Genomic DNA, 16,047 nt, shown 5'->3' on the forward strand with positions numbered 1-16,047 from the left:
GGGCTCACCTCTTCCCATCCCGAACAGAGTAGTTAAGCCCGCCTGCGCAGATGGTACTGCAGTCATGTGGGAGAGTATGTCGTCGCCTTTCTTTTAAGAATCCTTCCCGATTTATCGGGAGGGATTTTTTGTTTTATGGCTCTTTGTGTTTTTTGGCCGCAAAGGACGCAAAGTTTTTTTATCGATTCTTTATTGCTGTCTTTATCCCGAAAAGGCTTTTCATGGCGGACTTTGCGCAGATCTTTGCGTTCTTTGCGGTTGGACAGCAATAAAAGCATCAGCTTTCTTGTGTAAAGAGTACTTGTTGTTTGCCAAAAAACTGCGTTAGGGATGGGAGCGGCATCCTTTTGCGATACCCTGGACATCTTCCCCATCCTAAAACCCCAAATCGCAAAAGATACAGCGGACAGCCCGGCCCGGAGGGAAACGCCATAATCTCCACTTTTAAATTATATTATTGAAAAACAGCATATTACCATGTGTTCTTTAAAATTTTTGCTATCTATATACGTGATAAAAATTATTATAAAAATGTATTTATCGTTAAATTTTATATTTTTGTTTTCTAATTGAATTTACAGCTATGCAAAATGTTTTTCAGAAAGAGGATTGTGATTTATTTGTGAAAAGAATTAATCTTCTTACGCCAGATTCAAGTGCGCTTTGGGGTAAAATGAGTGTTGCCCAAATGCTTGCGCATTGTAATGTTACTTATGAAATGGTTTATGAAAATATCCATTCGAAACCTAATGGATTTATGAAACTTATTTTAAAATTGCTAGCAAAAAAAACAGTGGTTGGCGACAAACCTTATCCGCGAAATATTAGAACAGCTCCACAATTTATTATAGTAGATAAGCGTGATTTTGATTTAGAAAAAAACAGACTTATTGGTTATGTAACTAAAACACAGGAATTAGGGGAAAGTGAATTTGAAGGAAAAGAATCTCTTTCCTTTGGAAAATTGACTGCTAAGGAATGGAATAATATGTTCGCTAAACATTTAGATCACCATTTTTCTCAATTTGGAGTTTAATAAAAACTAATTTATATGAGAGTTTATTTTATTCTATTTTTTCTTTGCATAGGATTAGTTTCTAATGCGCAAAAACAGGAAGTTCAAAAAAGCATTGAAATTTTTTTTGAGGGGTTTCATCAAAAAGACACTTTGAAAATAAAATCGGTTTGTGCAGATAAAATGATTCTGCAGTCTATTAGTGAGAGTGCTTCAAAGGGAAATAAATTATCTGATGAAACAGCAAGAGAATTTTACAAATCAATTGCATCAATTCCGTCTAACATGAAATTTCAAGAAAAAATTCTAAGTTATACAATTCAAATTGATGTGACAATGGCTCATGTTTGGGCGCCATATGAATTTTATCTGAATGATAAGTTAAGTCATTCTGGTGTGAATACTTTTACTTTATTTAAAGAGAAAGATTCCTGGAAAATTATTTATTTAATAGATACTCGTAGAAAGTAAGTTTTAAAGAACTTCAGTGGCATAATAAAAGCAGATATCAGTCAAGAGACATTCTTCACATTTTGGTTTTGGTCTGCAGGTTTCTCTCCCTAAAAAAGAAATTGCCATACCAATTTCGGACCAAATATTTTTGGGCAAGACCTGCATTAAGTCTTTCTCTACCTTGTTTCCGTCTTTTGCTTCTTTTATTATTCCGATTCTGGGAGCTACACGAATAACATGTAAATCAGCAATAATGCCTTCTGCTGGTTTATTTGTTTCTCTCAAAATAACATTGGCTGATTTTCTTCCAACTCCTTTCAAAGCTGTTAAGTCTTTCATATTTAAAGGAATATCAGTATCATTCTTTATGCTTTTTGCAATTTCTAACAGCCAATTTGCTTTTGTGCCAAAGTTTCGAACTTTACTAATATAAGGTATGAATGTTTCGAGGTCTGTTTTGGATAAACTATTCAGCGTTGGGAATTTTTCGAATAGTGCAGGAGCGATTTTATTAATATTTGCATCAGAATCTTGTGCTGATAAAATTACCATTACTAGTAACTGATAAGTATTTTGATATTCTAAAGGATGCTTTTTTCCTTTATATTTCTTTAAAATGGGTTTTAATTTTGTTTCCCAATCTGATGTTTCTCCAAATAAATCCATTTCAATTTTACTTTAAGTTAGATATATGAAAGTGTAACTATCACAAAATTAGTTAGTTTTGATGAAATCAATGATTTTTTTAATAACATTTTGATTGCCAAGTATTTTTCTATGACCTAAACCATCTGTTAAATATAAAATTCCATTTTCAAGCTGTTGATGAATGTGAATTCCGGCTTTCACAGGAACTTCAGGATCGTCGTTGTCATGAATTACTAAAACGGGTATTTTTACTTTTTGGGCTGCTCTGTAAGCAGAAAAGTCATCCATTTTCACCTGATATTTTTCTTCAAAAAGATTACGAAGACGTTCACTTATTTCTTGTTTTAAGCCTAATTTTGAAATAAACTCATCTAAAATATCCTGAACAATATCACCGCTCCCTATAATAATTGCTTTGTTTGTTTGCAATCCATCTTTTAAAGCATTTAAAACTGACATTCCGCCCAAAGAATGTCCTATTGCAATTTCGAATGGGCCAAATTGTTTTTCAATTTCTAATATAGATGCAATAAATTCAGACATTATTGTCGATTTTCCTCTGGATTTTCCATGCGCTGGAGCATCAAAGCTAACTGTTGAATAACCACTTTTCAAAAGTTCATCTGCTATTTTGAACAGCTGTGTACCTCTTCCGGACCAGCCGTGAACTAATAAAATTTTACGATTACTTTCCCCATATTGATACGTTGCAATGTTTTTGTTTATTGCAGGTACATGAATTATTTTGTGAACACTTTTAGAATCCATTTCAAGTTCTCTTTTTGGAACTTTATGTTTTATAGGTGTTGTAAATAATTTTGCAGCATATCTAGTAACCAATTTGGTAGAAATAAAAGCGCATATTTTACAGGATAGGATAATAAACTGTGGAATTTTTAATGATTTAGTAGGATTGGTTTCCTTTTTTGACATATTGATAATTTTTTTTTGACGGCTGAATTCTCCTTATTTTTTCCTAAATTTAAAAAACATAAAAGTAGCATATTAATGATTACTTGCAGAAAAAAATAAATCAGTTACCACTATTTAATACCGTTATAAATTTTTAGCATGGAAATATTTCATTTAAGTGCAGAGTGTTACCCAATGGCTAAAGTAGGCGGACTTGCTGATGTTGTTGGGGCATTGCCTAAATATCAAACAAATGCAGGCCATCAAGTAAGAGTTGTTGTTCCTTGTTATGATACAAAATTCAAAAAAGAAAACGAATTTGAATGTGTTCACTGGGGAAATGTCAAGTTAGGAAATTTTGATTTTCCTTTCAGTGTTTTGAAAGAGACATCTGACAAATTGGGTTATGAGCTGTATCTTATCGAAATTAAAGAATTATTCGATCGCCCAAATGTTTATGGTTATGAGGATGACATTGAGCGTTTTTTATCTTTTCAAATAGCAAGTTTAGACTGGATTTTGGCTCGTAAAAAGGTTCCTGAAATTATAAACTGCCACGATCATCATACTGGAGTTGTTCCGTTTATGATAAAATATGCGTATAAATATGCAAGTCTCCAAAATGTAAAAACAGTTATCACAATCCATAATGGTTTGTACCAGGGCTGGTTTGGTTTTGACAAATTACATTATTTACCAGAATTTGATTTAAAACATATTGGGTTTTTAGAATGGAATAATTCCCTTAATTCTTTAGCCGTCGGTGTAAAGTGCGCTCATGCAGTTACAACGGTTTCACCAAGTTATTTAAATGAAATTAATTATGCAGCAAATGGTTTAGAATCGCTATTTAATTCAGTGCGAAGTAAGTCCAAAGGGATTTTAAATGGAATTGATATTGAAGTTTGGGATCCTTCAACAGATAAAATGCTGGAATCTCATTATTCAATCGAAAGTTTTGAATCAGGAAAGCAAAAAAATAAGGAAAAACTCTGTGAGCAATTTGATTTAGATCCTGCAAAACCGCTTTTTAGTTTTATTGGCCGCTTATTTGAAGAAAAAGGGGGTGATTTATTGCCACAAGCTTCAGCATTGGCACTATCTGAAAATTTTGAAAATATAAATATTCTGATTTTAGGATCAGGAAATTCAGAAATAGAAGCGCAATTGACACAATTGCGTAATGATTACAAAGGCAACTACAATGTTTTTATTGGTTATAATGAAGAATTGGCGCATTTAATTTATGCTGGTTCAGATTATATTTTAATGCCTTCAAGAGTAGAGCCCTGCGGTTTAAATCAGATGTATGCAATGCGTTACGGAACTGTACCGATTGTGAGAAGAACAGGAGGCTTAAGAGATACAGTGATTGATTTTGGAGATGAAGGAAATGGTATTTGTCATGATCAGGCTTCGGTTGGAGATATTTGTTATTCAATAAATCGTGCCGTGAAACTTTATGATGACAAAATAAATTTCAATACAGTTTTAAAACGAGGAATGGCAGCAGATCATTCCTGGGAAAGAGTGTGCCAAGAATATATTGAGATATACAACCTAATAATTGAGAAAAATGAAATTTAAAAAGAAAAATGTAGTTGCTATTATTTTAGGAGGAGGACAAGGATCACGTTTGTTTCCATTAACTGAAACAAGATCAAAACCTGCAGTACCAATTGGCGGAAAGTACCGATTAGTGGATATTCCTATTTCAAATTGCATCAATTCTGATATTTTTAAAATATTTGTTTTGACACAGTTCAATTCTGCATCATTAAATGCACACATTAAAAACACTTTTAATTTTAGTATTTTCAGTCAGTCGTTTGTTGATATTTTGGCAGCTGAACAGACTCCAGATAATCCAACTTGGTTTCAAGGCACCGCTGACGCCGTTAGACAATGTATGTCGCATTTTTTGAAACACGATTTTGACCATGCATTAATTCTTTCGGGAGATCAATTATATCAAATGGATTTTAACGAAATGTTAGAAGCTCATATTGCTGCAGATGCCGAAATTTCTATTGCAACTTTACCAGTAAATGCTAAAGATGCACCAGAATTTGGAATTCTTAAAACCGATCATGAAAACACGATTCATGCTTTTATAGAAAAGCCAGATGCTTCTTTACTGCCGGAATGGGAGTCTGAAGTTAGTGAACATATGCAGGAAAAAGGCAAAAAATATCTTGCTTCAATGGGAATCTACATTTTCAATAAACCATTGCTAGAAGAGTTAATGTCTAATCCAGAAACGAAAGATTTCGGAAAAGAAATTATTCCCCAAGCTGTTGGAAAACACAAAATTTTAAGTTATCAATATGAAGGATATTGGACAGACATTGGAAATATTGAATCATTTTTTGAGGCTAATATTGGTTTAACCGCTGATATTCCGGAATTTAATTTGTTCGATAATGACAATAAAATCTTTACAAGACCGAGATTGCTTCCTCCATCAAAATTTAGAAATTCGATTATCAATCAATCACTTATATCTGAAGGCTGTATTATAAATGCCAAAGAAATTAAAAGTTCAGTAATTGGAATTCGTTCTCGAATTGGCGTCGGTACTGTTCTTGAAAACTGTTATGTAATGGGTAATGATTTCTATCAAGATTTAGATGAGCTGAATCATGAAGCAAGTGTCAATAAAATTCATGTTGGAATTGGCGAAAACTGTTTTATAAAAAATGCTTTAATTGATAAAAATGTGCGTATTGGAAATAACGTTCATATCAGCGGTGGGAAGCATTTAGATAATTTTACCAATGAATTGTACAGTATAAAAGATGGTATTGTAGTTATTAAAAAAGGAGCAATTCTCGCAGATAATTTTAGAATTGAATAACTTTCAGATTAAATTCCAATAGATCCCGACAGCTATCGGGCCAAATTCAAATGTTGCCTTAAAAACCAAATATGACAAAAGTAATTACGCATTCACTATTTACCGATTTTGATATTGATTTATTCAAAGCTGGAAAACATTTCAAATTGTATGAAAAGTTAGGAGCACATTTAATTGAAGTAAATGGAGTTAGGGGAGTTTATTTTGCCGTTTGGTCACCCACGGCGAAGTCGGTTTCCGTAGTTGGCGATTTTAATTACTGGACACAAGGCGAGCATCAATTACAAGTTCGCTGGGATTCTTCGGGGATTTGGGAAGGATTTATTCCGGACATTTCCAAAGGCACTCTCTATAAATATAAAATTCAATCGAATATTGATGGAGTCGTAACTGAAAAAGCCGATCCCTTTGCGTTATATTGTGAAAAACCACCACATACAGCATCTGTTGTCTGGGATTTAGATTACAATTGGAAAGACAAGAGTTGGATGGACTCCCGTCATGAAAATAATGCTCTTGATAAACCTTATTCGGTTTATGAAGTACATTTGGGATCATGGAAACGTGGTGAACACAACCGATTTTTGACCTACTTAGAATTGGCAGATGATCTAGTCAACTATGTTAAAGAAACTGGTTTTACACACGTTGAATTTATGCCCATTATGGAATATCCTTATGATCCTTCATGGGGTTATCAGTTAACAGGGTATTTTGCGCCAACCTCTCGTTTTGGCAAACCACAGGATTTTATGGTTTTGGTCGATAAACTGCATCAGGCTGGTATTGGTGTTATTTTAGACTGGGTTCCGTCGCATTTTCCTGATGACGCGCATGGATTAGGTTTTTTTGATGGTTCGCATTTATACGAGCATCCAGATCGCAGAAAGGGTTATCATCCAGATTGGAAAAGTCTTGTATTTAATTACGGACGTAATGAAGTTCGTGCTTTTTTAATCAGTAATGCTGTTTTTTGGCTTCAAAATTATCATGCCGATGGACTAAGAGTTGATGCTGTTGCGTCAATGCTTTATCTTGATTATTCAAGAAAGGAAGGAGAATGGGAAGCTAATATTTATGGTGGAAGAGAGAATCTCGAAACGATCAGTTTTCTTAAAGAATTTAATGAAGTTATCTATGCTAATTTTTCTGGTGTTCAAACTATTGCAGAAGAAAGTACTTCATTTCCGATGGTTTCAAGACCAACGTTTACAGGAGGTTTAGGTTTTGGAATGAAATGGATGATGGGCTGGATGCACGATACTTTAAAATATTTTCAAAAAGAAACTGTTTATCGAAAATACCATCAAAATGATTTGACTTTTTCAATGACGTATGCTTTTACGGAAAACTTTATGCTTCCGTTTTCTCATGATGAAGTGGTTTATGGCAAAAAATCAATTGCAAATAAAATGCCTGGCGATGAATGGCAGAAATTTGCTAATTTAAGATTGCTTTACGGATATATGTTCACACACCCCGGAACAAAATTATTGTTTATGGGATCTGAATTTGGTCAGAGCGACGAATGGAATTTTGAAAAAAGTCTGGATTGGCATTTGTTGCAATATGATTATCATTCCGGAATTAAAAAAGTGATCACAGATTTAAATCAATTATATAAATCCACTCCGGCATTGTATGAAAAACAATTTACAGGAGAAGGTTTTGAATGGATTAATTATTCTGATCATCAAAATGCAGTTCTTTCTTATATCCGAAAAGGGAATAATCCAGATGAAAATATTATTGTAGTATGCAATTTTACACAAGTTGTGAGAGAAAACTATAGAATTGGTATCTCTAAAAAAGGAAAATTGGCAGAAATTTTTAATACAGATGCCTCAATTTATGGTGGAAGCGGTGTTGGAAATTCTAAACCATTAAAAATAGACGCTGTTCCTTATGACGGAAGAGATTTTTCTGTCGAATTAATTTTACCGCCTTTAAGTGTTACTATATATTCTTTCGTATAGAAAAGGAAGTTTGATTTTCTGTAATGTCAATTTAGCAGTTTAAGGTTTTTAAATTGTCGAATTATCGATTTTTAGAGTGCTATTTTGCAACACTTTCAGAAAAAACGTTTTCGTGAATAAACCTTTTATTCATAGTGCTTTACCAAGTTTTTTTGTATGTTTGAAATAAGGATAGAGTTATAAATTTAAGATAACAGCGATATGATTACAAATACATCATTAGAACATAAAGGCAACTTGTTTCCGTCAAAAATAGTTTATTATGAACATGAAGGCGATTCAATTTCTTTTTATACAGACAATAATGTAATCTTAAAAGTCACCGTTCTTCGTGACAGTTTAATCCGTTTTCGTTTTACGACAAAAGGTTACTTTAGCAATGATTTTTCATATGCCATTGATAAAACACAACTTCATGGTTATAATTTTCTGAAAGTTACTGAAGATGAAAATTATTTCGAAATTACAACCAGTAAAGTGGTATGTAAAATCAAAAAAGCTGATGTACGTTTGTCTATTTATGACTTAAACAATTGCTTAATTCTTCAGGATGAACTTGGTTTTCATTGGGAAGAAAGTTATGAATATGGCGGAAATGTCGTCAAAATGAGTAAATCTTCAAGAGATGGAGAATGTTTTTACGGCCTTGGCGACAAAGCCACTCAAATGAATTTAAAAGGTAAAAGAGTAGAGAATTTTGCCACTGATCAATACGCTTACCAAAAAGAGCAGGAACCGCTTTATAAAGTTGTTCCGTTTTATATTGGCTTGCATAACAAACAATCTTACGGTATTTTCTTTGACAATACATTTAGAACCTTTTTTGATTTTTGTCAGGAAAGAAGAAATGTAACCAGCTTTTGGGCTGAAGGAGGAGAAATGAATTACTATTTTATTTATGGTCCTCAAATGCAGGATGTTGTCACGACATATACCGATTTGACTGGAAAGCCAGAATTACCGCCGCTATGGGTTTTGGGCTATCATCAATGTAAATGGAGTTATTATCCAGAAAGCAAAGTAAAAGAAATCACTTCAAAATTTAGAGAACTTAAAATTCCGTGTGACGCTATTTACCTGGATATCGATTATATGGAGGGTTTTCGATGTTTTACATGGAATAAAGAATATTTTCCAGATCCAAAAAAGATGGTTACCGAGTTAGCCGAAGATGGATTTAAAACAATCGTTATCATTGATCCGGGAATCAAAATCGATAAAAACTACTGGGTTTATCAAGAAGCTTTAGAGAAAGATTATTTCTGTAAAAGAGCCGATGGTCCTTATATGAAAGGTAAAGTTTGGCCGGGAGAATGTAATTTTCCAGATTATACAAATCCCGTAGTTAGAGAATGGTGGGCTGGATTATTTAAAGAATTAATTTCAGATATTGGCGTAAAAGGAGTCTGGAATGATATGAACGAACCCGCTGTTATGGAGGTTCCAAATAAAACATTTCCTATGGATGTTCGTCATGTTTACGACGGAAATCCTTGCAGTCATAGAAAAGCCCATAACATATATGGAACCCAAATGGCGAGAGCCACTTATCATGGTGTAAAACGTTTTGTATATCCTAAAAGACCATTCGTAATAACAAGATCGGCGTATTCAGGTGCACAGCGTTATACGTCGTCATGGACAGGTGATAATGTTGCAACTTGGGAACATTTATGGATTGCAAATATTCAGGTTCAGAGATTGTCGATTTCAGGAATGGGTTTTACCGGTTCTGATATTGGTGGTTTTGCGGAACAGCCAACAGGTGAGTTATATGCACGCTGGATTCAGTTAGGTGTTTTTCATCCTTTTTGCAGAACACATTCTTCTGGAGATCACGGAAACCAAGAACCTTGGGCTTTTGATGAAGAAGTGATTAATATTACAAGAAAATTTGTAAGTCTTCGTTATCAATTGCTCCCTTATTTATATACTATGTTCTGGCAATATATTGAAGAAGGTGTACCAATGTTGAAACCTTTAGTATATTATGATCAAGATGATACGCAAACGCATTATCGCAATGATGAATTCATCTTTGGAAACCAAATTTTAGTTTGTCCAATTCTTGAACCTAATGCTGTAGGAAGACGTATGTATATTCCTAGAGGTGAGTGGTATAACTTCTGGACAAATGAATTTGCAGTAGGAGGAAGAGAAGTCTGGATTGATACCAAATTTGATGAGATTCCGGTTTTTATAAAAGCCGGTGCTGTGATTCCGAAATACCCGGTGCAACAGTATGTTGGCGAATTAGAATTTGATGAATTAATGCTGGATGTTTATTTTAAGCGAGGCAAAGAGAAATCTGTAGTTTATGAAGATGCACAAGATGGTTACGACTACAAAAAAGGCCGTTACAGCTTTCTGTCTTTCAGAACGATTGGAAAAGAAAAGGAATTGATTATTCAGCTTCATAAAGACGGGAAATATGATACACCTTACAGCAAATATAAAATCAATTTAATTGGGCTTCCTTTTAAAGTAACAGAGATTGAAATCGACAATGAAAAAATCGAATTTGATAAATTAAGCTTTGAGCAAAATAAATTCTTAATTGTTGATAAAGAGTTTAATGAACTACATATAGTTGGTGAATAAGTAAATTCTGATAAATTTTAAGGAAATTATATAAATAACAATTTAATATTAATTGTATTTTTGGATGTTGAAAAATATCAAAATCATGAAGAAACATTTAATATTTGGAGTTTTTATAGCTCTTTTAATTGGAAGCTGCGCAACAAATCCAATAACAGGAAAACAAAATTTAAATTTTGTTTCAAACAGCGAATTATTTCCATCTTCTTTTCAGCAGTACAATCAGTTTTTGACTGAAAATAAAGTTATTACTGGAACAGCTGATGCGAAACTTGTTGAGACAGTAGGGTATAAAATTAAAATGGCCGCCGAAAAATACCTAAATTATTTAGGACAGACACAATACTTAAAAGATTATCGTTGGGAATATAAACTGGTTGATAATAAAGAAGTTAATGCGTGGTGTCTGCCAGGAGGAAAAATAGTTGTGTATTCAGGTATTTTGCCTGTAACACAAAATGAAGCTGGGTTAGCAACAGTAATGGGACATGAAGTTTCGCATGCTTTAGCTAATCACGGAGCGCAAAGAATGTCTGCCGCACAATTGCAGCAAATAGGTGGTGCAGCTTTGGGAGCGGCAACGAGCGGAAAATCTGAATCAACGCAGCAAATATTTGCACAAGCTTACGGAATTGGTTCTGAAGTTGGTGTTATGTTGCCTTTCAGCAGAAGTAACGAAAGCGAGGCTGATAAAATTGGCCTAACATTAATGGCAATTGCAGGTTATAATCCCGATGATGCTGTTGCATTCTGGAGCAGAATGTCTGCCAAATCAGGAGCATCTGGCACTCCCGAATTTATGAGTACGCACCCATCTGATGCGACAAGAATTGCCAATATAAAGGCACTAATTCCTGAAGCTAAAGCTATTGCGCTTAAAGTGGGAACTATAAAATAAAATTCTATTGATCAAATAAATAATTATTAAAGCTATTCTTTATGAGTAGCTTTTTTTATGCTTCATAATTTAATAATGTACGAATCGAATATTTTCTATTTAATTATGATAAAAATTAGATAAATTCGTAGCGTACTAACAACACCATTTCTATGAAAAACCTACAAAAAGGAGATAAAAAATTATTAAATGCCTGGGCGTTTTATGATTGGGCTAACTCCGTTTATACACTTACGATTGCGTCGGCAGTATTCCCAATATTTTACGAACAGTTATTTGCAGACCGTAGTCATTATATTGATGTTTTTGGGATGCATCTTAAAAATTCAGCTTTAATCACTTTTACAACTGCTTTTGCATTTTTAGTAGTTTCTTTTATTTCACCATTATTATCAGGAATAGCTGATTATGTGGGGAATAAAAAGGCTTTTATGAAATTTTTCTGTTATTTAGGTGCTTTATCTTGCATGGGATTATATTGGTTTGATCTCGGAAATATTTATGTAGGTCTAGTATTTTATTTTTTAGGATTAATTGGATACTGGGGAAGTTTAGTTTTTTACAATTCTTATTTGCCAGATATCGCTTTTGACGAGCAACAGGATAGTATTAGTGCTAAAGGATATTCATTAGGATATATTGGAAGTGTTATATTATTGATTATCAATTTAGCGATGATCATGAAACCTGAAATTTTCTCTATAACAGGTGATGACGCCGCTATGAAAGCAATGCGTTATTCTTTTATTATGGTAGGAGTTTGGTGGGTATTATTCAGTCAATATTCTTATTATTATTTACCAAAAGGGAGCAAGGATTCCGGTGAAAAATTGACAAGATCTGTTGTGTTTAATGGTTTCAAAGAACTAAAAAAAGTTTGGGGATTATTACAGGATAATATTCCATTAAAACGTTATTTAGGTGGTTTTTTTGTTTCAAGTATGGCTGTGCAAACTGTTATGCTTGTGGCAACTTATTTTGGTGCTCAGGAAATTCAATGGTCATCTAAAGAAGAAAGTACAATTGGTCTGATAGTTTGTATTTTAATCATTCAATTAGTTGCAGTTGTTGGTGCAGTTATAACATCAAGAGCATCTGCAAAATATGGAAATATTCCAACTTTAATTGTAATTAACGCAATCTGGGCGGTATTTTGTGCACTTGCCTTCTTTATAACTTTACCAATGCATTTTTATGTTATGGCCACAGTTGCCGGATTTGTAATGGGAGGAATTCAGGCATTATCACGTTCAACTTATTCAAAATTATTGCCTGACACAAAAGATACGGCTTCATTTTTTAGTTTTTATGATGTTGCTGAAAAAATAGGAATCGTAATAGGAATGTGTATTTACGGGATTATTGATCAACGAACAGGAAGCCCCCGAAAAGCTATTGTTATTTTGGCAATTTTCTTCGTTACTGCAATTTTTCTGTTATTGAGAGTTAATAAAAAAGAGGCAATTTAAAGTGCCTCTTTTTGTTTTCATATTTTATTGTTTAAAAATAAAAGCTCAATAATAAAAGAGGAATGATTAGTTCGTTTTTTGATTTGATGATTCTTAAAAAAATCTTTTATTATTGAGCTTTATTTAAAATTTATGCTTTGGAAATGCTTCCTGAACCTGAAACTTTTACATCACGTTTTTCAGGGTTTCCTGTATATTTAATATCTCCTGAGCCAGAAACTCTCGCCGTTAAACTTTCGTTGCAGTTTACTTTAACATCACCCGAACCTGAAACCGTTATATTAGCATTTTTTGATTTCAAATTTGTAGCTTCAATATCGCCAGAACCAGAAAGTTTAATAACTAAATCATTTGAATTCCCTTTTAACTTAATGTCTCCCGAACCGCTCAAGCTAAAATCAAAAGAATTTGCTGCAACATCTAAATCAATATCACCTGACCCTGACAATTTTGCTGAAAATTTATCATTTTTAATTGGAGATTTGGCAACAATATCACCTGAACCTGACAAGCTAAGTTCAGATATTTTTTCAAATGGAACTGTTAGTTCTACTTTTTTTCCTGTACTCGGGCGCAAATTTGTTCCTTTTTTTACATAAATTTTTAAAGCGTTATCTTCAACTTCGACTATAATTGCTGACAAGATATTTTGTTCTCCTTTAATTGTAATTTTCCCTTCTTTTCCTGCAACTAAATCAACATCAAAAAAGCCAGAGATCTTAATTGCATCGTATTCTGAAGTTGTTCTTGTTTCAGTTACAATATTGCCATTTCCGTTGATTTTTTCTTGTGCATTAGCTGTATAGCCAAATAAAAATGCTGCGCAAACTACTGATTGAATAATTTTTTTCATGGTTTTTGATTGTTTAAAATTATTGTTTTTTTACTAATGATACGTTTCCGTAAGTTGAATTAATTATTACCTTATTCTGACCTTTCTTTTTATGATAACCGCTTATGCTCTTTGAACTATTTTTGGTTTCATTCACATTGATTTCTAAATCATCACCGTTTTTAATACTAGCATATTTAGTGTTAATGTCAAAATCAAATGCATAATTGTAATTGTAGCCTAATGTAATATCTGTATAGCCCGAATTAATATTGACATTTTTTGCTTTTTCAGTCAAGGTGCCAATGTTAACTTTACTGTAATTGGTGTCTATATTTAAATTATTTGAAACTTCGACTACAGAAACCGTCAAATAATTTCCTGAGCCTGTACATGAATTTACTTTTTGAAATTTCAAATTCCCGTAATTACAGTCGTATTTAATGTTTTGTGCGTCAGAAATAACTAAATCAGTATAATTTGCATCAAAATTCAAATTCCCCGAATCGTTTACTTTTAAACCTGAATAACGTGCTTCGATTAAACCATTTTTGATATAGTCAATTGATGAATTTTGGCAGTATTCAATATTTAGCTTGTTGTTTTGATTGTTTAACTTCCCAAGAGTAACTTTTCCATATTTGCAACTTATATCAGTTGCGCCTTCTAAAATTAGAGATGTAATATTTCCGTACTTATTGGCCAGCTTTACAGTTCCGTTTTTCGGAATTTTGATTACATAATTAATCTCAAAACTATTGCTGCTTCCTCGGCCTTTGTTTGTCGAATTTCCAATTTTAGTAATAGCGGTAACCATTGATTTTAAAGCTGTAATATCAACATCAATTGTGTTTAGTTTTTCGTTTACCCAGTTTTCATTTCCGCCAGTAACTTTGATCGTAATGTCAAGATCAATTTTATCTTCGTCCCAAGTTGAAATTGAAATGTTTCCATATTTGTTGTCAATATCAATTCCTGCATTCGAATTTACGATATAGGTTTTCTTGATATTTTTTTGTTTCGAAACGTTAGTGTCATCATTTGAAAACCCCAAAAAAGGTATCAAGATGAACAGAATTAGTATTTTATAATGTTTTTTCATGGCTTGTGTTTTTTAAATTTTCGTTTTCTTCAATTCTTTTCAAAACCGTCTGCAAAAAAGATATTCTGGTTTGCAGATTGCTTATCATGGCATAAATAATTTGTTTGTTTTCGCCATTTTTTTGCAATTCATTAATGATTTTTTGATAATCGGCATCAAAAACTTTCATTTGTTTTAATGCATCATTTATGATTTGCTCATTTTCAGGCGAACTTTTTTCTTTGAGTTTAACCAGTTCGTTATCAATTAAAATATTGAAAATAGAATCAGTACGCTGTGTTTCTTTAGATGCAAATTTGAATTCCTTAGGTTTTTCATTTTGGTAAAAAACAGCGACTCCAAGCATTAATACGATCGAAGCTGCAATAGAAGCCACAAACCAGTAATTTTTCTTTTTTGGTTCTTTTCTGTTTAGTTTATTCAAAAAAACGTCCTGATGATCTGGATTTAATTCCTGAACATCCCATTGGTTTTCAAATTTGTCGAATAATTGATCTAAATTGTCATTTTCCTTTTTCATATATCCAAATTTTTATTTTTTAGAGGTGATATAAGATATCGCCTTTATATTTGTTTTTTGTTGCCACAAAATTGTTTTAGTTGGCGATTTCATATTTCCTCTAATTTTTTCCGCAAACTTTCTTTAGCTCTGCTTAATGTAGTTCGGCAGTTTTGATAACTGATGTTCAAAATTTCGCTTATTTCTTCCTGATCGTAACCTTCAATGTAAAAAAGTGTCAGAACCATTCGGTAACTGTCTTTCAGACCTAAAATAGTATCTAAAACTTGTTTTACCTTTAAAGTGTTAAAATCAATGGTTTGAGAATAAAAGTCATCATTTTCTTCAATTTTATAAAGCGTCTTGCTCAGATCTTCAACCTGAAAAGCGTTATTCTTTTTATAAAAATCAATACTATAATTGATCACAATTCTCTTCAGCCACGCGCCAAAAGCAACTTCTTGTTTGTAGTCGTTTATTTTTGTAAATGCCTTCAAAAAACCTTCTTGCATGACGTCTTGTGCAAAATGTTCGTCTTTTACAATACGGTACGCCACATTGTACATGGCTTTACTGTAACGGTTGTAAATTTCAAATTGGGCTTTTTGATTGTTCTCTTTACAAAGCGCGATTAATTCTTCGATATTTTGGTTAGTTATACTCAAGTAATATTTGCTAGTTTTTTATAATGACTTTGCTTTTTTTAGTTTGTTACAGTTTTGAAAAAAATATTTTTATTTTTTTTAAGATCTAAATTTTGAGCATTCAATTCTTAATTAGGAATA

14 protein-coding genes and 1 rRNA gene are annotated in these 16,047 nt (G+C 32.8%); 9 read left to right on the forward strand and 6 right to left on the reverse strand.

The features are described 5' to 3' along the window. The 3 genes from rrf to EV145_RS03265 all read left to right on the forward strand — a co-directional run. Positions 1-91: ribosomal RNA gene (gene rrf / locus EV145_RS03255) — 5S ribosomal RNA — on the forward strand; the annotation flags it as partial. Between the two features lie 492 nt (positions 92-583). Continuing rightward, on the forward strand, positions 584-1,036 hold the full coding sequence (locus tag EV145_RS03260) for a DUF1569 domain-containing protein (protein WP_133523802.1): 453 nt from the start codon (positions 584-586) through the stop codon (positions 1,034-1,036). 15 nt (positions 1,037-1,051) lie between these two features. Beyond that, on the forward strand, positions 1,052-1,486 hold the full coding sequence (locus tag EV145_RS03265) for a nuclear transport factor 2 family protein (protein WP_133523803.1): 435 nt from the start codon (positions 1,052-1,054) through the stop codon (positions 1,484-1,486). A 3-nt stretch (positions 1,487-1,489) separates the two neighbouring features. Here the strand turns inward: EV145_RS03265 and EV145_RS03270 are convergent, their stop codons facing one another. Together EV145_RS03270 and EV145_RS03275 are read right to left on the reverse strand one after the other, a co-directional pair. After that, positions 1,490-2,134: an endonuclease III domain-containing protein gene (locus EV145_RS03270; protein WP_133523804.1), complete on the reverse strand. Its 645-nt coding sequence runs from the start codon at positions 2,132-2,134 to the stop codon at positions 1,490-1,492. Positions 2,135-2,182: 48 nt separating this feature from the next. Next, positions 2,183-3,049, reverse strand: coding sequence for an alpha/beta hydrolase (locus EV145_RS03275; RefSeq protein ID WP_133523805.1), 867 nt, complete (start codon positions 3,047-3,049; stop codon positions 2,183-2,185). A 138-nt stretch (positions 3,050-3,187) separates the two neighbouring features. Between EV145_RS03275 and EV145_RS03280 the strand changes: the two genes are divergently transcribed. The 6 genes from EV145_RS03280 to EV145_RS03305 all read left to right on the forward strand — a co-directional run bounded on the left by EV145_RS03280 (position 3,188) and on the right by EV145_RS03305 (position 12,829). Continuing rightward, positions 3,188-4,615: a glycogen synthase gene (locus tag EV145_RS03280; RefSeq protein ID WP_133523806.1), complete on the forward strand. Its 1,428-nt coding sequence runs from the start codon at positions 3,188-3,190 to the stop codon at positions 4,613-4,615. Then, complete coding sequence (locus EV145_RS03285; protein ID WP_133523807.1) at positions 4,605-5,885, forward strand: glucose-1-phosphate adenylyltransferase; 1,281 nt, start codon at positions 4,605-4,607, stop codon at positions 5,883-5,885. The genes EV145_RS03280 and EV145_RS03285 overlap by 11 nt, the downstream gene beginning before the upstream one ends. Positions 5,886-5,956: 71 nt before the next feature. Beyond that, positions 5,957-7,861 carry a 1,4-alpha-glucan branching protein GlgB gene (glgB, locus tag EV145_RS03290; protein ID WP_133523808.1) on the forward strand — a complete coding sequence of 635 codons (1,905 nt, stop codon included), beginning with the start codon at positions 5,957-5,959 and terminating at the stop codon, positions 7,859-7,861. 201 nt (positions 7,862-8,062) lie between these two features. Further along, complete coding sequence (locus EV145_RS03295; protein ID WP_133523809.1) at positions 8,063-10,462, forward strand: glycoside hydrolase family 31 protein; 2,400 nt, start codon at positions 8,063-8,065, stop codon at positions 10,460-10,462. Between the two features lie 85 nt (positions 10,463-10,547). Continuing rightward, a complete protein-coding gene (locus EV145_RS03300; protein ID WP_133523810.1) occupies positions 10,548-11,360 on the forward strand; it encodes a M48 family metallopeptidase in 813 nt (270 codons plus the stop codon). A gap of 152 nt (positions 11,361-11,512) precedes the next feature. Further along, the gene (locus EV145_RS03305) at positions 11,513-12,829 is read left to right on the forward strand and encodes an MFS transporter (RefSeq protein WP_133523811.1); all 1,317 of its coding nucleotides are present in this window, start codon (positions 11,513-11,515) and stop codon (positions 12,827-12,829) included. 130 nt (positions 12,830-12,959) lie between these two features. On the opposite strand, the gene EV145_RS03310 is transcribed toward EV145_RS03305, so the two are convergent. From EV145_RS03310 to EV145_RS03325, 4 genes are all read right to left on the reverse strand, one after another. After that, positions 12,960-13,682, reverse strand: a complete 723-nt coding sequence (locus tag EV145_RS03310; protein WP_133523812.1) for a head GIN domain-containing protein — start codon at positions 13,680-13,682, stop codon at positions 12,960-12,962. 19 nt (positions 13,683-13,701) lie between these two features. Continuing rightward, positions 13,702-14,763, reverse strand: a complete 1,062-nt coding sequence (locus tag EV145_RS03315) for a hypothetical protein (protein WP_133523813.1) — start codon at positions 14,761-14,763, stop codon at positions 13,702-13,704. After that, positions 14,747-15,283: an anti-sigma factor gene (locus tag EV145_RS03320; protein WP_133523814.1), complete on the reverse strand. Its 537-nt coding sequence runs from the start codon at positions 15,281-15,283 to the stop codon at positions 14,747-14,749. The genes EV145_RS03315 and EV145_RS03320 overlap by 17 nt, the downstream gene beginning before the upstream one ends. Before the next feature lie 89 nt (positions 15,284-15,372). Continuing rightward, positions 15,373-15,927 carry an RNA polymerase sigma factor gene (locus EV145_RS03325; RefSeq protein ID WP_133523815.1) on the reverse strand — a complete coding sequence of 185 codons (555 nt, stop codon included), beginning with the start codon at positions 15,925-15,927 and terminating at the stop codon, positions 15,373-15,375. Positions 15,928-16,047: the final 120 nt, after the last annotated feature.

The sequence above is a fragment of the Flavobacterium sp. 245 genome, from assembly GCF_004362055.1.
Lineage (GTDB): Bacteria > Bacteroidota > Bacteroidia > Flavobacteriales > Flavobacteriaceae > Flavobacterium.